At 42.9% G+C, this 21,376-nt stretch carries 17 protein-coding genes and 1 riboswitch; of the genes, 7 read left to right on the forward strand and 10 right to left on the reverse strand.

Annotated features, from left to right (window positions below; translation table 11 throughout):
- Positions 1-97: 97 nt before the first annotated feature.
- The gene (locus I6E24_RS04000) at positions 98-928 is read left to right on the forward strand and encodes a hypothetical protein (RefSeq protein ID WP_394800354.1); all 831 of its coding nucleotides are present in this window, start codon (positions 98-100) and stop codon (positions 926-928) included.
- A gap of 83 nt (positions 929-1,011) precedes the next feature.
- Here I6E24_RS04000 and I6E24_RS04005 read toward each other — a convergent pair whose 3' ends face one another.
- Positions 1,012-1,584, reverse strand: a complete 573-nt coding sequence (locus I6E24_RS04005) for a superoxide dismutase (RefSeq protein WP_235326437.1) — start codon at positions 1,582-1,584, stop codon at positions 1,012-1,014.
- 418 nt (positions 1,585-2,002) lie between these two features.
- Between I6E24_RS04005 and I6E24_RS04010 the strand changes: the two genes are divergently transcribed.
- From I6E24_RS04010 to I6E24_RS04025, 4 genes are all read left to right on the forward strand, one after another.
- Positions 2,003-2,689, forward strand: a complete 687-nt coding sequence (locus I6E24_RS04010) for a hypothetical protein (protein WP_235326494.1) — start codon at positions 2,003-2,005, stop codon at positions 2,687-2,689.
- Between the two features lie 62 nt (positions 2,690-2,751).
- On the forward strand, positions 2,752-3,108 hold the full coding sequence (locus I6E24_RS04015; RefSeq protein WP_235326439.1) for a P-II family nitrogen regulator: 357 nt from the start codon (positions 2,752-2,754) through the stop codon (positions 3,106-3,108).
- Positions 3,109-3,224: 116 nt separating this feature from the next.
- Positions 3,225-4,529: an ammonium transporter gene (locus I6E24_RS04020; RefSeq protein WP_235326496.1), complete on the forward strand. Its 1,305-nt coding sequence runs from the start codon at positions 3,225-3,227 to the stop codon at positions 4,527-4,529.
- Between the two features lie 119 nt (positions 4,530-4,648).
- Entirely contained in the window at positions 4,649-6,832 is a 2,184-nt protein-coding gene (locus I6E24_RS04025) for a glutamine synthetase III family protein (protein WP_262911882.1), read from the forward strand.
- 188 nt (positions 6,833-7,020) lie between these two features.
- On the opposite strand, the gene I6E24_RS04030 is transcribed toward I6E24_RS04025, so the two are convergent.
- Positions 7,021-7,677 (reverse strand): HAD family hydrolase, encoded by a 657-nt coding sequence (locus I6E24_RS04030; protein WP_235326441.1) that lies wholly within the window; start codon positions 7,675-7,677, stop codon positions 7,021-7,023.
- Between the two features lie 96 nt (positions 7,678-7,773).
- On the opposite strand from I6E24_RS04030, the gene I6E24_RS04035 reads away from it, so the two are divergent.
- Together I6E24_RS04035 and I6E24_RS04040 are read left to right on the forward strand one after the other, a co-directional pair.
- On the forward strand, positions 7,774-8,433 hold the full coding sequence (locus I6E24_RS04035) for a DUF2490 domain-containing protein (protein WP_235326443.1): 660 nt from the start codon (positions 7,774-7,776) through the stop codon (positions 8,431-8,433).
- Between the two features lie 89 nt (positions 8,434-8,522).
- The gene (locus tag I6E24_RS04040) at positions 8,523-9,032 is read left to right on the forward strand and encodes a nitroreductase family protein (protein WP_235326444.1); all 510 of its coding nucleotides are present in this window, start codon (positions 8,523-8,525) and stop codon (positions 9,030-9,032) included.
- 6 nt (positions 9,033-9,038) lie between these two features.
- On the opposite strand, the gene I6E24_RS04045 is transcribed toward I6E24_RS04040, so the two are convergent.
- From I6E24_RS04045 to I6E24_RS04080, 8 genes are all read right to left on the reverse strand, one after another.
- Positions 9,039-10,052 (reverse strand): ABC transporter ATP-binding protein, encoded by a 1,014-nt coding sequence (locus I6E24_RS04045; protein WP_235326446.1) that lies wholly within the window; start codon positions 10,050-10,052, stop codon positions 9,039-9,041.
- Positions 10,052-11,059, reverse strand: a complete 1,008-nt coding sequence (locus I6E24_RS04050) for an iron chelate uptake ABC transporter family permease subunit (RefSeq protein ID WP_394800356.1) — start codon at positions 11,057-11,059, stop codon at positions 10,052-10,054. The genes I6E24_RS04045 and I6E24_RS04050 overlap by 1 nt, the downstream gene beginning before the upstream one ends.
- Positions 11,060-11,165: 106 nt before the next feature.
- Positions 11,166-12,305 (reverse strand): ABC transporter substrate-binding protein, encoded by a 1,140-nt coding sequence (locus tag I6E24_RS04055; protein ID WP_235326450.1) that lies wholly within the window; start codon positions 12,303-12,305, stop codon positions 11,166-11,168.
- 35 nt (positions 12,306-12,340) lie between these two features.
- Positions 12,341-13,423, reverse strand: a complete 1,083-nt coding sequence (locus I6E24_RS04060) for a YncE family protein (protein ID WP_235326452.1) — start codon at positions 13,421-13,423, stop codon at positions 12,341-12,343.
- A 113-nt stretch (positions 13,424-13,536) separates the two neighbouring features.
- Positions 13,537-15,549: a TonB-dependent receptor plug domain-containing protein gene (locus tag I6E24_RS04065; protein WP_235326454.1), complete on the reverse strand. Its 2,013-nt coding sequence runs from the start codon at positions 15,547-15,549 to the stop codon at positions 13,537-13,539.
- A 63-nt stretch (positions 15,550-15,612) separates the two neighbouring features.
- A riboswitch (cobalamin riboswitch) is annotated at positions 15,613-15,826 on the reverse strand.
- 248 nt (positions 15,827-16,074) lie between these two features.
- On the reverse strand, positions 16,075-16,638 hold the full coding sequence (locus tag I6E24_RS04070) for a chromate transporter (RefSeq protein WP_235326456.1): 564 nt from the start codon (positions 16,636-16,638) through the stop codon (positions 16,075-16,077).
- Positions 16,639-16,694: 56 nt separating this feature from the next.
- Entirely contained in the window at positions 16,695-17,252 is a 558-nt protein-coding gene (locus I6E24_RS04075; protein ID WP_235326458.1) for a chromate transporter, read from the reverse strand.
- 11 nt (positions 17,253-17,263) lie between these two features.
- Positions 17,264-21,310, reverse strand: a complete 4,047-nt coding sequence (locus I6E24_RS04080; RefSeq protein ID WP_394800355.1) for a hybrid sensor histidine kinase/response regulator transcription factor — start codon at positions 21,308-21,310, stop codon at positions 17,264-17,266.
- Between the last annotated feature and the right edge of the window lie 66 nt (positions 21,311-21,376).

The following is a 21,376-nucleotide window of genomic DNA, read 5'->3' on the forward strand; positions in this document are numbered from 1 at the left end:
AGATAGTATAAGTATGTGATTATTTTTTTATCAAATAATGTGTTTGTTTGATGTAATATTATGTATTTTTGCCATAATAATATATAATAATGTATATATGAAAGTCAGAAAATTTATTGTACCGTTTATGATTTTATTTCTTGTTTCATGTGGGCAAGAAGAAAAAAAAGCTTCAGAATTATTGAGCAGAGCAGAAGCTTCATTTCGTTCGGCAAATTATAGTGAAGCTAAGTTGCAGATAGACAGTATTAGAAATTTATATCCGAAAGTGTTTGATGTGCGTAAGAAAGCGATAAAGCTAATGCAGCAGGTCGAACTGGAAGAACAGAATGTTTCATTGGCATATCTTGACAGTATGTTGAATGTTAAGCAATCTGTTCTTGATTCGATGAAAGTTGGATTTGTATTGGAAAAAGATACTGCGTATCAGGAGGTAGGAAACTATTTTTATCCTTCCCAGATAGTTGAAAAGAATATAGGTCGTACGTTTCTCAGGGCTTGCGTAAGCGAAAAGGGAGAAATGTCCCTTACATCGATTTATTGTGCCGGAGGAACACTGAATCATACGTCTGTAAAAGTTAGTTCTGCAGATGCGTTTGCTCAAACACCTGCATCGCCGGATATGTATGTAACTTCGGACTTGGGACGTAAGATAGAAAAAGCAGATTATAAGGTTGGTTCAGACGGTGGAGTTGTTGGATTTATAATCGCAAATAAAGATGCCAAGTCATTGAAACTTGAGTTTATAGGGGATAGAACTTACAGGACTGTAATGTATTCTCCTGATATTAAGGCAATAGTTGAGGTTAGCAAATTGGCACAGGTATTGGCATCTATGGAGGAGATTAGAAAAGAACAGAAAGAGGCTAATTTGAAAATCCAGTTTCTTAAAAAGAAGATAGCCGAGACTGTGATTGAGGAGAAATAAAAAAATGCCCTTTCATTCGACTTGAAATGAACTGTCATTTAAGATCGAATGAAAGGGCATTTTCTGAGTTGTTGAAAGCTTATTTACAATCCTTCTGCAACTTTATTCCAGTTGACAAGTGACCAGAAATTTTCAATGAAAGCTGCACGGTTATTTCTGTAGTCAATATAGTATGCGTGTTCCCAAACGTCTATAACCATAAGTGGTGTAAAACCTTCGGTAATAGGATTGCCTGCATTGGCTGTATTCATTATTTTAAGATTATTATCTTTGTCTTTTACGAGCCAAGTCCATCCTGAACCGAATACACCTAATGCGGATTTGGTAAATTCTTCTTTGAATTTTTCTACGGAGCCGAATGCTGAGTTTATCTTATCTGATAGTGTCGATGGAATCTCTCCTTGTTCAGGTGTTAGAGACATAAAGAAGAAGGTGTGGTTCCATGTCTGTGCAGCATTGTTGAATGTAGGACCTTGAGCGTTGCGGATAATATCTTCCAGACTCATATTCTCAAATTGTGTACCAGCTATAAGCTTGTTCAGATTGTTTACGTAGGTTTGCAGATGCTTGCCATAGTGGTAATCAAAAGTTTCTTTGCTCATTTTGGGAGCTAGTGCTTCCATGCTGTAAGGAAGCTGTGGCATTTCGTGAATCATAGTAAAATACGTTTTTAAAATCATTATATTGCAAAGTTACAAACTTTAGTATTATATGTTGTCAAAAGGAAGACTTATTTATATGTTGTATGACATAAATATGGCCTAATTTTTTCTATTGTAATTTATCGGTGTGTTAATTAGTAACTATATTATGGAATATGATTTAAAACTGTAATTAAAAATATCTTATTTTCTTTAAGTTTGTTATTTGTGTAATTTGATAAGCATAAAGTATAGGTAAAATGAATTTTTTCTTTCAAAAAGCTGTACTTTTGCAGTAAAGAAAGACATAAAGATATAAATATAGCTTTAGGGCTTTCTAATAGATAGTAATAATCCATGGATGTTGGTTTAAATAAAACAAAAGTTCATTTTAAAAAGGTAAAGAGATATGAAAATGATTAAAGGTAGAAAAATGATGTTGCTTTTTGCTGTTATTGTATTGGCATCAACATCGGGCGTTAAAGCTCAGGACAAGGTGGAAGCATCGGTAGGTGCTGACCTGGTTAGTGGTTACATCTGGCGTGGACAGGATTTAGGTGGTGCAAGCATCCAGCCTGCAGCGGGAATTTCGTACAAAGGTTTCTCATTGTCTGCATGGGGTTCTGTCGGATTTGAAGGTACAGATACTAAAGAATTCGATTTGACATTGGGGTATGAGTATGGTGGATTCGGTATTTCTGTTACTGACTATTGGTTTACTAGTGCTGATTCTCCTGCATGTTATTCGGACTATAAAAATGCACACACATTTGAAGTAGGAGTTGGGTATGACTTTGGGCCGTTGGCGGTAAATTGGTTTACAAACTTTGCTGGATCAGTAGGAACTAATGAAGAAGGTAAAGATGTCTATGCTTCTTATATATCAATTTCTGCTCCTTTTAAATTAGGTGGTATTGATTGGAGTGCTGAAATAGGAGCTACTCCTTGGGCTAACAGTTTCTATAATGGTTATTCAGATGGTTTTAAAGTTTCGGCTATAAGTCTTCAGGCATCAAAAGAGATAAAGATAACAGACAGTTTTTCTCTTCCGCTTTGGGCACAGGCAATTTGGAATCCGACTACCAAGGGAGCATATTTCGTAGCAGGTATAAGTTTCTGATGTAGGCCACATATACAAAATACAATACATACAAAATACAAATACAATAAATAGATGAAATTATGAAAAAGATTGAAGCTATCATTCGCCGGACAAAATTCGACGATGTAAAAGAAGCGCTTTTGGAAGCCGATATCGAATGGTTTTCCTATTATGATGTAAGGGGTGTTGGAAAAACACGAGAAGGACGTATATATCGTGGAGTAGTTTACGATACTAGTTCGATAGAGCGTATTCTGATTTCTATTGTTGTGAGAAACAAGAATGTGGAGAAAACTGTTGAAGCCGTGATGAAGGCTGCGCATACAGGCGAGATAGGCGACGGGCGTATTTTCGTTATCCCGGTGGAAGATGCTGTCCGCATTCGTACCGGAGAACGTGGAGACATCGCACTCTATAATGCGGAACAGGAGAAATAACCTTGTTCGTCATTCTTTAATATATAAATATAATAACTAAATAAACGAGATAAATTATGGACAAATATATAAAAGGCGGCATGCGTATGTTGCGGTATGCCGTAATGCTTCTGATTATGTTTTGTTGGGTGCCTGATGTGTGTGCGAGTGAAGAAACTGTTGTAACCGGGCCGGTTTTGAATTCCGGCAATACGGCTTGGCTGTTGGTTGCCTCAATATTGGTGTTGTTTATGAGTATTCCCGGTATCGCTTTATTTTATGGCGGTCTGGTTCGACGGAAAAATGTGTTGAGTGTCATCATGCAGACGCTGTTTATTGTTGGTGTAGTCAGTATTTTGTGGGTGGCGTTCGGCTATAGTTGGGCGTTCGATACCAGTTTTGCCGAAACAGGCAATCCGCTGGCGTGCGTAATAGGGGGCTTCGACAAGGCTTTCCTTCACGGCATCGGCATAGGCACCCTTACAGCAGGCGATATTCCCGAACTGCTTTTTGCGATGTTTCAATGCATGTTCGCAATTATTACGCCGGCATTGATACTCGGTGCTTTTGCCGAGCGTATAAAGTTTTCCGGATATGTATTGTTTATTACTTTGTGGGTGATTGTAGCTTATTTCCCTATGGCCCATTGGGTGTGGGGTGGAGGATTCCTGCAGGAAATGGGTGCTATCGACTTTGCCGGAGGTACGGTAGTGCATATTAACGCCGGAATTTCCGCATTGGTTATGGCTATCATGCTTGGCAAGCGAATGGATTATAGGGTAGGACACCCCATTACGCCACACAACGTGACTTTCGTTTTTATGGGAACTTCTTTCTTGTGGTTAGGCTGGTTCGGATTCAATGCCGGAAGTGGGCTGGCGGCCGACGGACTGGCGGCGAACGCTTTTATGGTGACGCATATTGCCACAGCCGCCGCTGCCATAACATGGATGGTGATAGATTGGTTTTGCAATAAGAAGCCTACCATTATCGGCTCGTGTACAGGAGCTGTGGCCGGACTTGTGGCTATCACTCCCGCAGCCGGCACAGTTGATTTGCTTGGCGCATTGTGTATCGGCGTCATTACTTCCGTGGTATGCTTTTTCATGGTTGCCGCTGTAAAGCCTAAGTTTAAATACGATGATGCCCTCGACGCTTTTGGAGTGCATGGAATGGGTGGTATAATTGGTTCTGTCCTGACAGGTGTGTTTGCTACGCGTTTTATTACCGGAGAGGATGGTGTGCAGGGTGCCTTGTATGGAGACTGGCATCAGTTGTGGATACAGATTCTGGCTACGGTAGTTTCTATTGTATATAGTGCGGTAGTTACTTTTATCCTGTTCAAGATTGCTGACGCGACTGTTGGCTTGCGTGTTGACAAGCGTGTGGAAGAAGAAGGTCTCGATATCTATGAACACGGTGAATCGGCATACAACAGATAATTAATAATTAACAATTAATAATTGATAATGAACAATGAATAATTAATAGTGAATAATGAAGACATCAACTCGTTTTTAATTATTAATTATTCATTGAATAACCTAACAACTAAATAAATATGATTCGTTTTAATGTAGTGGAAAAGGCTTTCCAGACAAAGCCAATGGAGGTAAGCGTACCAGGCTGCCGTCCGAGTGAGTATTTCGGAAAATATGTGTTTAACAGAGAAAAGATGTTCAAGTATCTTCCTAGCACAGTTTATGCAAAGCTGGTTGATGCAATGGATCACGGAGCAGCTCTTGACAGAGCTACTGCAGATGAAGTTGCGGCAGGCATGAAACGTTGGGCAAGCGAACTTGGCGCTACACACTATACACACTGGTTTCAGCCTCTGACTGAAGGAACAGCAGAGAAACATGATGCTTTCGTGGAACACGATGGCAAAGGGGGAATGATGGAAGAATTCTCTGGAAAACTTCTTGTACAGCAGGAACCTGACGCTTCGTCTTTCCCTAACGGTGGTATCCGTAACACTTTCGAAGCTCGTGGATATAGCGCATGGGATCCTTCATCACCGGTATTCGTTGTAGACGATACATTGTGTATTCCTACAGTATTTATAGCATATACAGGCGAGTCGCTTGACTATAAGGCTCCATTGCTTAAGGCTCTTAGCGCTGTAGACAAAGCAGCTGTGGCTGTATGTCATTATTTTGACACTAACGTAAAGAAGGTTACAGCTTTCTTGGGATGGGAACAGGAATATTTCCTTGTTGACGAAGGTTTGTATGCAGCTCGTCCGGACCTGTTGCTTACAGGACGTACACTGATGGGACACGAAGCTTCTAAGAACCAGCAGCTTGAAGACCATTACTTCGGAGCGATTCCTACCAGAGTCGCAGCTTTTATGAAGGATTTGGAGATTCAGGCACTTGAACTTGGTATTCCTGTGAAGACCCGTCATAATGAGGTTGCTCCAAACCAGTTTGAGCTTGCTCCTATCTATGAAGAATGTAACCTGGCTGTTGACCATAATATGTTGGTGATGTCGCTTATGCGTAAAGTGGCACGTGCTCACGGATTCCGCGTCCTTCTGCATGAAAAACCGTTCAAGGGTGTAAACGGATCAGGAAAACATAACAACTGGTCGCTCGGTACGGATACAGGTGTATTGCTAATGGCTCCCGGAAAAACTACAGAAGAGAACCTTCGTTTCGTGACATTCGTGGTAAATACGCTGATGGCTGTTTACAGACACAACGGATTGCTGAAAGCTTCTATCATGAGCGCAACAAACGCTCATCGTCTGGGCGCCAACGAAGCACCTCCTGCAATCATCTCTTCATTCCTTGGCTCGCAGCTGAGCAAAGTGCTCGATCATATCGAAGAAAATGCAAACGAAGACTTGGTCTCTCTCGGTGGAAAACAGGGCATGAAGCTTGATATCCCTCAGATTCCGGAATTGCTTATCGACAATACAGACCGTAACCGTACTTCGCCGTTCGCATTTACAGGAAACAGATTCGAGTTCCGTGCTGTTGGTTCTGAAGCTAACTGTGCAAGTGCTATGATTGCTCTGAACACAGCTGTGGCAGAACAGCTTGTTATCTTCAAGAATGAAGTTGACGCTCTTATCGAAAAGGGTGAACCTAAGGTTTCTGCTCTTCTTCAGGTGTTGCGTAAATATATCAAGGAAAGCAAACCAATCCGTTTCGACGGCAACGGTTACAGCGACGAATGGAAAGAAGAAGCTCTCAAACGCGGATTGGACTGCGAGACAAGCTGTCCGGTTATCTTCGACAACTATCTGAAACCTGAAAGCGTGGCGATGTTCGAGGCTACCGGCGTAATGACACGCAAGGAACTTGAAGCACGTAACGAGGTGAAATGGGAAACTTATACTAAGAAAATCCAGATTGAAGCCCGAGTATTGGGTGATTTGGTAATGAACCATATAGTGCCTGTCGCTATCAGCTATCAGACTAAACTCATCGATAACGTATTCAAGATGAAGAGTTTGTTCCCTGCCGATGAGGCCGAGAAACTTTCTGCAGGAAACGTAGCTATAATAAAGGAAATATCAGAACGTACAGCTTATATTAAGGAGCATGTAGATGCTATGGTTGAGGCAAGAAAAGTAGCGAACAAGATTACTGAAGAACGTGCCAAAGCTATTGCCTATCATGATAATATAGCTCCAATGCTTGAACTTATCCGTTACCATATAGATAAGTTGGAACTGATTGTTGACGATCAGATGTGGACTTTACCTAAGTATCGTGAGTTATTGTTTATACGATAACATATACGATTCTCTATTTATTGGTTGTTTAATTAAAAAAAGAGCCGGTACTCCGTGATGGCGTATCGGCTCTACCTTCTTTACCTCCTCTACCTTCTTTACCTCCTCTACCTTCTTTACCTCCTCTACCTTCTTTACCTCCTCTACCTTCTTTACCTCCTCTACCTTCTTTACCTCCTCTACCTTCTTTAACTTCTCCTCAATAAATACCTTCCCAATTCCTCTGCATCATCGGCAATGAAATCCGGTTTGTATGCTTCGAGCTCTGTTCTGGGACGGAATCCCCAGCTTACTCCTACAGTTTTTACTCCTGCGTTTTTTCCCGTCTCCATGTCAACGCATGAATCGCCTACGTACACGATTTCATCTTTACATATACCTGCATACTCTGATATCTCATTTACTATTGTTGGGTCCGGCTTGGATGGGACTCCTTCACGCTGTCCGAGTATTTCGCAGAAGTTTATATCCGGGAAATATTGTTTTACCAGTTTTACGGCTGCAGCCTGATATTTGTTTGAGGCTACCGCCACTTGTATGCTATTTTTTTGCAAATCTGCCAGAAGGCTGTTCATTCCGGGATATGGTTTGCTTAAGTCTGAATTGTGTGCATCGTAATAAGGCACAAATTCAGAACGAATTTTCATAACATATTCATCATTCCTTTTATCTTCCGGCAGTGCACGTTCGAACAGTTTGTTTATTCCGTTTCCTACGAAAAACTTATATTCTTCTTCATTATGTGTTGGAAGTCCATATTTCTCAAGTGCATGATTGGTGGCAGCAGCCAAATCGGCTATGGTGTCCAGTAATGTGCCGTCTAAATCGAATATTACAAGTTTCATGTTTTTTAGTTGTTTTGTTTTTTAGTTCTTAGTTACCGCAAACTTACGGAAAATCGTTTATTTATAGTATTTTTGTCTAATAAATTATCTGAAAACATGAGAACACATAGGCTGGGTATATTATTGTTGGTATTTTGTGGGTTTATTGCATTGGAACATTTTCCTTTAATGGCGCAGGAAGCTGCGGATTGGAGTTCCTGGACTTCAGTTACTGTGAATCATAAATTCAATAAGTCTCTTAGGATTATGTCAAAGGCGCAAGTCAGAACAAGGGATAATTTCGGTGCTTTTGAGAGATTTTTTATAAATGCCGGATTGGGATATAAGGTTTTACCTAATTGGGAGCTGAAAGGTGTTCTTGCCTATCATCGCAGGAGGAGTGCTTCGAAGGGTAGCTTTAATGCATACAGATATCATTTGGGTTCGGAGGCAGCCTGGATAAAGGGCGATTTCAGAATTCGTTGGAGAGAAAGGTTTCAACAGACATTTGCTTTGGGTGATGATGAGATGATAATTCGCTCGAGGTTGATGTTCGACTATAATATTCCTTCTACCATTCTTGTTCCGTATTTTTCAATCGAGACTTTCAATGATTTGGAAAATAATGATTTTTTTAAAGCTGAAAGAATCCGTTATATGCCGGGATTAAGGATAAACCTGACTGATATGTATTCATTGTCAGCCTTTTATTGCAGACAGGACGATATTTCCAGGAAAACTAATATTGCCGGTGTGGAGTTTATAATCAATCTGTAACCGGCCCGGAAAATATTTCCCCTCAAACCGACATCTGACAACTATCAACTATCATCTGACATCTGACAACTAAAATAAAACTTTAAATTATGAATTTTCTAGAACTGGTAAATAACCGTTATTCTGTACGTTCGTACGAAGAACGTCAGATTGAGAATGAAAAAATGGAGTATATCATGGAGTGTGTCCGTCTGGCACCTTCCGCAGTGAACTTTCAGCCGTGGAAATTCTATATCGTTACGGATAAAGATAAACTGAATGATATAAAGTCAACCTATAAACGTGAATGGATTCAGACTGCTCCATGTATCGTAGTGGCATGTGCCAAACATGATGAGTCTTGGCATCGCCGTTTGGATAATAAGGATCATGCGGATATTGATTTGGCAATAGCTATCGAGCATCTGTGTCTTGCTGCGGCAGAACAGGGTTTGGGCACTTGCTGGGTTTGCAATTTTGATGCCGCACTCTGTCATCAGATGATGTCCTTGCCTGAAAATATGGAACCTGTAGCTCTTATACCAATAGGTTATACACCTGATACAGAAATACCTGAGAAGAAAAGGAAGAATATGGATGAAATCTGTGTATGTATCTGATATATCTTAACTTAGTATAGATATAAGTTCGCCGAAACTGCCGCAACTGTAGTTCTTTTCATCGATATGTAATTGCATTTCTGATGATGACAGGACTTTCAGTTCCGGCAGTTTTCTGTTTTCCGGTGCAGCCTGTTTTTCCAGACACAGAAATCCTTGGCGGTTCAGTGCATTCTGTGTCCAGTGCTTAAGTATCGGATCGTCTGTATATAGTATGATGGAACGGTCAGCCTTCACGGTAGGAGAGTATCCTCCGTGCATAAGGTCGAATTTTATTTCGGCTTCAGGGAAAAGTCTGTCCATAAGTCCGGATAATATTATGTCTTCCGTCACTCCGGAATGCAGTCCGTTTTCAGGAGTAAGCAGCCATAGATAGTCGGCTGTAACCAGTGCCTGTTCTATGTCGTGGGTGGAGAGCAATATGGCTTTGTTCTCTTCGTGTGCCAGGCGGTGGAGCAATGTGAGTATTTCTATTCTGCTTACCGCGTCAAGGAAGGCGGTCGGTTCGTCAAGGAGTATAATCGGGCATTCCTGCACTATGGCTTTGGCTATCATCGCCTTTTGGCGTTCTCCATCGGAGAGATTGGCTGTATAGGTATCGGCTTTATGGCTTATCCCGGTAAGATGTAATGCATGCTCTATTATTTCTTTATCGTATGCTGACAATCGTCCGAAGAAACCAGTGTGAGGTTGGCGTCCCAGGGCAACAAGCTGCCGTACAGTCAATGCTCCGGCAAAAATCCTTTCCGTCAGTACAAGTCCGATGGTGCGCGACAGTTCCTTTTCCGAATATCTTTCTACCGGTTTGTCCATAATGTTGAGACTACCTTCCAATATACGTTGCGATGCGGAGACGGTACGCAGGAGTGTCGATTTTCCGGCACCGTTCGGACCAAGCAGACATGTCAGGTTGCCGCCTTTCAGACTGAAGTCGAGATTGGATTGTACGGTTGTTTTCCTGCCTTTCGTATAGTAGCCGATACTCAGATTGGAAGCTGAAATCACGTCTTTGTTTTCCATCAGTTAAAGTATTGAATTTTCTTCTGGTTTATAATTACATATATTATTACCGGGGCTCCGAGTACCGGTGTTACGGCATTTATCGGTATGATGCCATTCTCGCCGGGAAGTATGCTTACTATAGAGCATAGCAGAGCCATTGCCGCTCCGCAGAGGGCTGTGGCGGGGAGAAGTGAGTTATGGTTTGATGTGCCTAGCAGAAGCCGGGCGATATGAGGAACGGCCAGTCCGATAAACGAAACCGGTCCGCAGAAGGCTGTTGTTACGGCTGTAAGTATTCCGGTGGACAGCAGGAGCATGTTTCTTGTCCGGCTGATATTTACGCCAAGGTTTTCCGCATATCTCGTTCCCAGCAGAAGAGCGTTCATCGGCTTTATGAGCATTACTGATATTGCCAGTCCGATGATAATCATTGAGGCGAAGGCAGGAAGCTGTGTGAGAGATACGCCTCCGAAGTTTCCCATTCCCCATGTGACGTAGGAGTGTACTCCTTCGGCTGTGGAGAAGAAGTTCAGAAGAGATATGGCCGATGAAGTGACGTATCCTGTCATTATTCCGGCTATAAGGAGCATAACATTGTTTTTTATCAGTGTGGACAGAAACAGAATGAATGCCATTATGGCGAACGCGCCCGTCATGGCGCCGGCTATGACAGACAGAAATCCTCCAAGACTGACTGTCGATACAGTTATGCTGCCTCCCATACCGAGTATCACCAGTGCGGCTCCGAGACTTGAGCCGGAACTGATTCCCAGTATGGAGGAGTCCGCCAGAGGATTGTTGAACACGGTCTGCAGCATCAGTCCGGATACGGCCAGCGCGGCTCCGGTCAGTATGGCAGTAATGGTCTGTGGTACGCGCGACTGCAGCACGATGTACGCCCAGCTGGCTTTTTCTGCCTCTCCGCCTGAAAGTATGTCGGTAACAGCGGATGCCGGAATGCTGACCGAGCCGTAATACAGGCTTATAGCTGCAAGTACTACAGTCAGAATGGCAAGCAGTGTGATGTATAAAGTATTCCTGTTTCTCAAAATTTTATTCTTTAATAAATAGACAATCGATATCAATACAAAAAAATAAATATCAACATCAGAAAATAAAAATCATCTGCTGTCACTTCAACCCCGTGAAGTATCGTGTCTTTTCATTTTTCATAATCTCCGGATGGAAGATTATAATCAGGTCTCTGAGCAGAGCCTCCGGATGAAAAGGCGTCTCTTCGTAAAAGTTCACGTACGAGGTATTGCACCCAAAGATACGCTTATTTTTCCATGCGTCAAAATTGGTGTATGGAGAGTAGTCGTTTTTCAGTTCGGAGTATGTCTTGTCCTGTTTCTGATTGTACTTGATGAGCCAGAAGTCCGCTTTCTGACCTTTGTCCAGGACTGTCTCGAACGACATGGGCACTGAGCCGCTTTCCTTTGTGTAGCTGAAGATGTAGTCGGCTCCGGCATCGTCTATCATTCTGGCCATGGTGCTTCTTCCTCCGGGAACATACCATGCCGACGAGTATTTAAGCTCGGTAATCACAGTAGGGCGGTGGGGAACATCTTTTGTCATCTGTTTCAGTGTGAGATATTCCTGTTCTATCTTTCTGAAGAGAGAGTCTGCTTCCTCCTCTTTTCCTGTCAGGAGTCCGTAGAACTTCATCCATTCGGCTCTACCCAGGGGAGATGTCTCCATATAATCTGCACATTCTATGATGGGGATTCCTATGCTTTCTATTCTTCCGTACCCGCCACTGTTCTCAAAAGGCGAGAGCAGGACTGCATCGGCATTGAGGTCGATAATCTTTTCTATATCGGGACTCATGGAGGATCCGCAGTCGGCTATAGAACCTTTTTCGTACATAGCCTTTATTTGTGGGTGCTTGATATACTGAATGTCGCACACTCCGGCTATGGAACTTATGGCTCCTGTTTCGGCCAGGAGAGAGTTGTGGACCGATGAGTAGACAATGGCACTCGTCAGAGGGGTACGAACTACAGTTCCCTCAGGCATATTGCCGGTGTTGGTATTGTCTCTGTCTGTCAGTATGTAGGTATGCAGCGTTTTCAGTGTATCCCACGGATTGCGCAGTTCCACTTTGGTATAATCCTTGAATTTCAGAATCCTGATGTTTTCGGCATAACTGAATTTCACAGTATCCACCAGTGTTTCAGAATGCGAGGAAGTCCTGCTCCCTCCGCTGCATGCAGAGAGAAGCAGGACTAATGTTACTATATTGGCAGATAGTAAAAATGATTTCTTCATTATAATAATGTTACAGGTATTTGTTCTTTTTGCTGTTATTCTGTTACGAAACGTATTCCTGTGGTGTATTGGCCGGCTTCAAACTGAGATTTCTTGTTGCCGTCCTTGTCGTATACATATACGTCGTTCAATGCTCCGTATGGCTGGTTGATTATGTATACATCTTCTGTTTCAGGGTCAACAGCTATACCGCCCGGGTTTGGTATGTCGCTGAAATTTACGAAATCAGTTTCTTTTCCGGTCTTGATATCGTAAACAAAGCATTTTGCTCTATCCGGCAGATAGTATTCAGAGTATAGAATATACATCTTGTCGCCTTTGTTGGCTATGTATGAAGCATTGCAGAGTTCCTCTACCTGATATGTGTCGGGATTTATGCGCTGCAGAGTTCCGTAGATATAGTCCTCTTCCTCAAGTCCGTCTGAACCGGCATAGTTACCATTTGATACAATATACACAAATCCGTCACTGCCCACAATGCTTTGTGTGTAAGGATTAAGCAATACTGTAATGTCCTTGACTTTGGTCATGGTCTTTGCATCTACTACAGCAACCGTATTTCCCATACCATATCCGGAGATATTTACAAATACCTTTCCTTTAGTGTATGACAATCCTTCCGGGTGATCACCTACATTTACAGAAGAAACTATTTCCTGCGACAGAGTATCAAGTTTGGAAACAGTACCGTCGTATGCAGTAAAGAATACATATCCGTCGCCTGCTGTGGCATATCTTGGTTGCAGCGGTTTATTGTCGGACGTTGTCAGTGGCATGCTTTTTATTATTTTTCCTTCCTTGTCCAGTATCTCTATCTTTGAGGAAGTAGAGCTTACTGCATACAGTTTCGAACCGTAGACACACAAGTCCTGAAGGTCGCCTATTCCTTTGCCGTTACTTGCAGCATAAATATCAGATGATGCTGTACCTTTATTTATATCGTACCACTGAATTGAACCGTCATTGGCACCCCAGTTGCCTGTGTTAATGATATATGCTCCTGTTGTGATGACAGGCTTTTCTGTTTCATCATCAATTTTCGGCTCATCGTTGTTACATGATGTCATTGCTGCAATAAGAGGCATGGCAGCTGTAAGATAAATGAATTTCAATTTCATAATGTTCTGTTTTTATTTGTTATTATTTAATGATTAATATGTTTGTGTAGCCTTAAATGTTTATATCCATATCCATATTCATATCAATATTCATATTCATGTAGTTCTATCTGTTAGAGAATATAACTCAGTGATACTTTATAGTTTCTTCCCGGCATCGGATAAAATCTTATGACCTCATAGTTTTTTCCACTCAGGTTCAGTGCGTCCAGCTGTATCTTGAATTTGTGCTTTTTCCAGGAAAAAATTCTGTATGCCGATAAGCTATGATCGGAATATGGCTCGATACGGTACGAAGGGAGGTTTTGTGCCAGGGTATACCTCTCAGAAGCAAAAGTTACATTATATGTAATATTTACCCATGGGTTCTCTATTGTGAGACTTCCTCCTCCTGAATGTTTTGGGGTATATACTATCTGGTTTCTCCATGTCTTTGATTCAGGGTCGGTTATATCCTCTGCCTGGATAAAGTTATAGTTAGCTGTGAGATAAAGGTTTATTTTGTCAGTCAGACTGTATTCCGACGATATGTTTATGTCTGTTCCTATGGTCTCGACTTTACCTACATTCATCATTTTCCACACAAACATGGTTGGAACAGCAACAATCTTGTCGTCCACTTTATTATAATATACATCAGCTGAAAGACTAAGGAATCTGAGCCGCTTGTGAGAGTCCGATTTACTGTATGTCACTCCGAAGTTTCCCTGGCGTGTTGTTTCTGGACGCAGATTGGTATTCCCTATAAGGAGATAATACAGGTCGTTGAATGTAGGGGTTCTGAATATATCCTTATAAGAGGCTCTAAGCCTCAGTCCGTGCAGGCGCAAAGGTTTCCACGATACACTGACGGCAGGAGACAGACGCTTTCTGTCGTCTGCAGCTTTTCCTATCTTTACATTCTCTGTTATGTATGTGTTGAGCAGTGATGCCGAAGCAGAGAAATTAGTCCGTTCATATCTGGCAGCTAAAGCACTGAGTACAGTAAATCTTTCGGGAAACTGGCAGTCTCTCAGGTTGGTGTGCAGATAATTATATGCAAAATCCTGTGCAAATGAGAAAGAAAGATTCTTTACCGGACTGCCCATTACAGTGGCCGACAGATAGGTTTCTGTCTGTCTGTACCGGTCGTCGGTTATTCCGGAAGACTTGTCGTTATAGTCTCTGTTCCAACTGTAGTTGAACTTTCCCTGTATCTGCATTTTCAATTGTCTGTTCCATCTGTTCTCGTAACGCACCTGTCCGAAGTAGTTTTTGTCATACAGTCTTTCGGCGGAGTAAGGATTGTCGTAAACCACACTTCCAGGCAGTCCTCTTTCCGAATCGAAAAGATATGCTTTTACCTGTAAGTCCTGTCTGTCAGTAATGGCTGAGTACAGATTAGCTTCGGCTCTGTAAGAACGTATGTCGCTGTTGTTTCTTTTTGCGTCAATCAGCTGGTTCCCGTTCCATAATTTGAATCTGTAGTTACCGTCGGCCTGCAGATAATCTCCGTAAAAAGAAATACCTGTCTTATCGCTTATTTTATGGCTATACATTACAGATGGATTAAGCAGACCGAATGAGCCGGTCTTTAGGTTAGCGTTAATACTGTATTTCCCTTTTTCCATGTCGGGCGTTATAGTCTTTATGCTAAGGATACCTGCCGAAGCAAATGCCTTGGCGCTCTGGTATATATCGTCCGTCTGACCTATAGTCAGGGAAAGTTCGGAAACATTGCTCAGAGAGTATCTTGAGATATCTACCTGCCCCGACTGGCAGTCGCTTATGCTTACTCCATCGTAAATAACTCCTGTATGCTGTGCTCCCATACTTCTTATGGAAACAGTTTTCAGTCCTCCTATACCTCCGTAGTCTTTTACATTAACTCCCGAGAAGTGTCTTACGGCTTCGGCTACATCATACACTCCCATACGCTCCAGTTCTGATTTTTTCAGTATCTGAAGCGGTGACGTTGCCATTACGGCAGGCGGAGTCTTTCTCGCACTGATGGTAACGTCCGGAATTTGGTGTATCCTGCCGGTGATGCTGTCTGTTCCGTACTCTTGTGCCAGAGATGTTATTATTGGACACAAGCACATTACGGTTACAGCAAACCTAAGGACAATGTAATTCAGTTTGTCCATTTCCTTCAAAAAAAGTCATAAAAAATTACATGTATCCGTCAGCATCCTTTCCTCGAGAATGTGCGGCATGATTAGCGTTTTGCAGGTCTTCTGACTTACTCCGGAATGCTTTACCTTCCCGTCCCGGCATTGGCGGCAGACAGTGGTAAGAAGAATAATCAAGCAATCCTCTTTAATGGAGATTACAGCAGCGGGACTGTCCGGGATTCTCACCCGGTTCCCTTTTCATCCTCAGCCTGTGGATAGGCGTATCGGAACAAAACGTCTTCGCAAATGTATGAAAAAAACTTATAATTGGAAATTATTTACCTGTTTTTCGTAGATTAAACATTATAAAGGAATATTTACTGGAAGAACGAACTGGCTGATGATATAATAAATTCAGTATAGATTGTTGGTAGGATTATGAAATGATATTGAGGATTGTGTTTCGTCTGACACGTGTCAAACGCTCGACTGACACTTGTCAAACGATTGTCTGACACCTGTCGTCCATTCGTTTGACATGTGTCAAACATAATACGATTAGTATAATATAAATCCGGCAATGCCGCAAAGAACAATCAGAAGTATGGGATTTACCTTGTACTTATGTGAAGCCACAAACACTGAGGCGAAAATCGCTACACTGGTTATTATGCTGTAGGTGTCGGAACCAAAGTTCTCGCTGTTCATAAGCACCAGGGCTGCCGATGCAAGAAGTCCTACTACTCCAGGACGAAGACCGTCGAACACAGAAGCTACTACCGGATGCTTCTGATATTTAAGGAAGAATTTGCTTATGATAATCATCAGAATGAACGATGGCAGAACTACCGAGCAGGTTGCCACTATCGAACCGAGAATACCTATTGCATGCGAGTAACCGGCATTGACTACGGCTGTATAACCCACGTATGTGGCAGAGTTTATACCTATAGGTCCGGGAGTCATCTGGCTTATGGCTACAATATCTGTAAATTCGGATGAACTGAGCCAGTCATGGCGTGTCACCACTTCACCTTGTATCATCGACAGCATGGCATAACCTCCTCCGAACCCGAAGAGACCAATCTTGAAGAATGTATAGAAAAGTTGTAGAAATATCATGTCGTTAATTGTTGTTTAAGTATTTAATGTCAAGAACCGAAAGGCAAGAACTCTGATTATTCTCGCGTAGACCGGCTTTCTGTCTTTCTTTTATAGCGTCCGTAAAAGTATCCTCCTAAACCGGAAAGTATTATAATGTAGATTGGAGAAAATCCCAAAAGCCATATCAGCAATGCCGATACCGCAGGAATCCAGATGTTATATCTGTTTATTCGTGCGGTTTTTGCCATTTTGAAGGTTGGCGCGGCTATAAGAGCTACTACTCCCGGACGTATACCCTTGAATACACGTTCCACTGGCTCCAGATGTTGGAATTGTCTGAAGAAAAGCGCGATGGCAAGAATAATCAGGAACGAAGGCATGATTGTTCCTAATGCCATGAAGAAAGCTCCCCAGAACTTACGCAACTTATAGCCAATGAAGATAGCTATGTTTACGGCAAAGATGCCAGGTACGGTTTGCGATAATGCCATAAGATCAAGGAACTCTTCTTTTTTTATCCATTTTCGTTTGTCTACTATCTCCGCTTCTATCAGAGGCACCATGGCATATCCGCCTCCCACTGTGAATAATCCTATACGGAAGAATATTATAAAATATTTAAGGTATAGCATGTTTTTGTTTTTTAATTATTGATCGATTTCGTATAGTCGCGTGGCGGAACACCATAATACTTTTTGAACGTATCGGCAAAATATTTCGGATCGGCAAATCCTAGCTTATCCGATACTTCGGACACTGTGTATTTCTGTGTCTTGAGCAGTATGGCAGCCTCTTTCATACGTATGTTCCTTATAAGCTCGGCAGGAGGCTCACCGGTCAGTGCCTTAATCTTGTTGTAGAAGCTTGTACGGCTCATGTTTACAGCTGCGCACAGTGTATCTACGTTCAATCCCGTTCCCAGACCATCCTTGATTAGGCCGGTCACTTTTCGTATGAATTCCTCGTCGAGTGATGAAACCATCTGCGGAATATCTTCATCTTCGGAAGATTTATCATTTTCCGGGATATCTTCACTACGTACAGGTAATGACACTATCAGTTCCTGTAGTCTTTTCCTTACGAGGTCTCTGTTCTCAAGTACATTACTGATGTTAGCCTTCAGTAGAGTCATGTCGAAAGGTTTGACTATATACAGATCGGCTTTGGTCTTCAATCCGTCTATTATATCCTTTTTCTCTCCTAAAGCTGTAAGCATGATGAACGGTATATGGCTTGTTGCCATGTTTCCTTTCACTGCTCTGCACAGTTCGTGTCCGTTCATTATAGGCATCATAACGTCTGAGATAATAAGGTCAGGCTGTACCTTCCTTATAATGTCCAAAGCCTCTTTTCCGTTTTCGGCTTCCGATATGCGGTATGTATCAGCCAGTGACTGTACCAGGAATTTCCTTAATACGTCGTTATCTTCCACTATCAACACGTGCGGAGCATTTTCAGGAGCTTTTTTTTCTGCAACCCGTACATTGCCGTTCAGGGCTTCGTCCTGCGATGCTATGGTATATGCCCATCCGTCCTGTGCGGGAACCTCCTGAATCTCTGTCACGTAGTCATCGTCGTGATGGATATATTTCCTGCTGTCCGTCGGAAACGACAGATGAAACCTTGTTCCTGTGTTTTCCTCGCTGGTGAATGTGATGCGTCCCTCATGATTTTGTATCAGCCGCCAGGTAAGTAGCATACCTATCCCCGAACCTGTGATAAGCTGGTTGGTGGCGTTCCGGCCCCGGAACATGTATCTGAACAGTTTCTTCTGATCCTTCTTCGGAATGCCTATACCCGTGTCCGATATGTCGATGTTCCAGTTCTTCCGGTTATGCGATGCACTCACGCTTACCGTTCCTCCCCTCGGAGTATATTTCAGAGCGTTCGAAATCAGGTTCCTCAATATCGAGTCCATCTTGTTGCGGTCTATCCACACCTCAAGACAGTCGAATCCGCTTTTATACTCCAGCGTTACCCCCTGCTGCCGCGCATAGTTGCCGAACTGTCCCAGATACTCCTTCAGATAAGCGTTCAGTTCATATTTCCTTACGTTGGCCTGCTGGGTGTAGAGCTCTTCCTTCTGGAAGTTCATCAGTTTGTCGGCCAGTTCGGACAGATTCTCCGTGTTCTGCAGCGCAAGGTTTATGTTCATCATACCTTCTTTAGAAAGCTTCTCGTTTTTAAGAATCTCCCCCAAAGGCGCCTTGATCAGCGTAAGCGGAGTACGTATGTCGTGGGCCGTATGTATGAAGAAGTTTATCTTCTCCTGCGAAATGCGTCTGTCCTTTTTAATCATCTTGTATCTGTAGAGCGAGAAAGCCGCTCCGCCCACGAATACGACATACAGCATGATGGCCCATGGAGTGGACCACAGCGGACTGTCAATCACTATTCCTATGCTCCTTTCCTCCAGCAGCTGATTGTTTTCCTGCAGAATGGCACGTATCCTCAGTCTGTACTCGCCCGGAGAGATATTCGTATATCTTATCATTCCGTCCTCACTTGGTGTGCTCCATTCGTCGAAGAAACCCTCCAGTTTCCACGTGTAGTATATGTTCGACGGATTGTCATAATTCACAGATGATACGTTTATCGAGAAAGTGTTCTGGTCGTAGTCCAGCTCCAGCAGAGAGGTTTCGTTTATATGCTTCCTCAGCGGCGAATCCTTTTCTCCGGGATAAACCGGACGGTACATAATGCTCAGGTTGTCCAGTACCATGTGCGACGAGAACCTTCCCGGCAGGCGCATACTGTCTGCCAGCACTATCGCACCCTCGTTGCTGCCCAGGATAATTTCCCCGCGCCCCGTGTTTACCGCCGCCCCCTGATTGAAGTTGTACGCCGCAAGTCCCTGCTCGCCCGTCCAGTTCGTGAACAGGCTGTCCTTCATATTGAACAGCGAAATTCCGTTCTCTGTTCCCAGGATTATGTCGCCATGCCTGTTCTCCGTTATGTTGTAGATGTTGTTCGTTATCAGGCTGCAGTTCGTAGTGGTGTAATGTCTTACGCTGCCCGTCCCGTTGTCTATCATCAGCAGTCCGTTCCCGTAGGTTCCGGCCAGAGTGTATTTCCCGTCGCCTGTAGTATAGACAGAGTTGATACAGCCCGTCTCTTTTTCAGTCATAAACTTCACCAGCCTTTCATCTTTTTTGTTGAAGACGTACAGCCCGTTTATCGTGCCTACCCACAGAGACGTCCTGTCCTTCTCTCTGATACACGTTATGGGATAGGCCGACGGATAGATCCTGGTATGATTGTTTTTCCCGCTGTACGCCCTCAGACTGCGGAACCCGCCTCCCCACACCACATTGTCCGAGTCTCTGATTATGCTTCTCACGTATTTGTCAGGAGTCTCCCCGTCCCCCGCTGCAAGCCTGATTGCATATTCCGTTCTGCCTGTTTTTTTGCTGATACGGTAAATTCCGGACATATATCCCCCGGCCAGGATTTCCCCCGGCCTGTATTCACACAGCGAAGTGAAAATATGATTGTCGTTTTCAGAGTCTTCAGTGAAAGCAGACAGATAGTTCGTCCATTTCCCGGTCGACCGGTCATGCCGGCTTATACCATTACTTGTAGCATACCACACATCGCCTTCCGAGTCTGTTATTATAGCGTTTATCCTGTTGTCCACCAGCGAATTGCCGTTATCCTTCGAATGTCTTATCCATTCGTAGGGCTGATACTTCTCAGTGTACACAGTGATACCTGTAGGATATATCACATTCCATATTCTGCCGTCATGGTCAATACACAAGTCCTTTATTATGTTCCCGTTCATTCTGTTAAGTCTAGAATAGTCCTCTGTCAGGAACTTCCCGAAAGTCCTGTCCTTCAGGTTCAGCCTGTAGACACCGTCACCGTCCGTAGCTATCAGCACCTCACATCCCGAGCCTCCATACGGTTTGATAGTGTTTATGCTTACGTCAGTCAGGATTTTTCCCACACTGAAGAGTTCCTCCCCGGCGGTGTCGTACACATACAGACCGTCTGTCAGGGTGTTTATAACGAGATATTCTGTGTCTCTGTGGTAATATATGTAGTCTGTCAGTCCAAGTCCGTCAATTATCACAGCCCTTTGCGCCGTCGTTCTGTCGTTTTCTACACTTATTTTATATATTTGCTTTTTCGATGCCAGAAAATATTCCCCGTCATTCCCGGCCTCCGTTATATACGAAATGTCTTCGTCTATTACACGTTTTATGCATGCCGCACTATCCTTCTCCGTGTTATATATAACTATGTCATTTTCGCAAGCCATCAGTATCTCATCGTGCGCAATACAGACGGCTGATACCGGCCGGTCAGAGTATTGCGGATAAGCCTTCTTCATATCGAACACCATACTGAATGAATCCCTCATTCCGTCATACCTGAATACATATCCGTCTTTACCGGTTTCCCAAAGGCGGTTTTTCCCGTCTGTTGACAATATGTTCAGATTCGGATAGAAATTCACTATGTTTCCATCTTTTTTAAGCTGATAGTGCTTGAAATTTTTTCCGTCAAATCTGTCTATACCTTTGTGAGTCAGAATCCACATGTATCCCTGACTGCCCTGGCATATTGACAGTACACGGCGGCTGCTCAAGCCGTCTTTCATATCAATATATTTGTATATTTGGGAATATGAATCGGATAAACATGAGAAAAGTATGATAAATGTAAGGATTAATCTATAAAGCATGGCATTATGAAGTTATACATTGCAAATGTCGCTAAAAATGATTGGAAAACAAAATAAAACGAAAAA

This window comes from Bacteroides caecigallinarum (genome assembly GCF_021530995.1).
Lineage (GTDB): Bacteria > Bacteroidota > Bacteroidia > Bacteroidales > Bacteroidaceae > Phocaeicola > Phocaeicola faecigallinarum.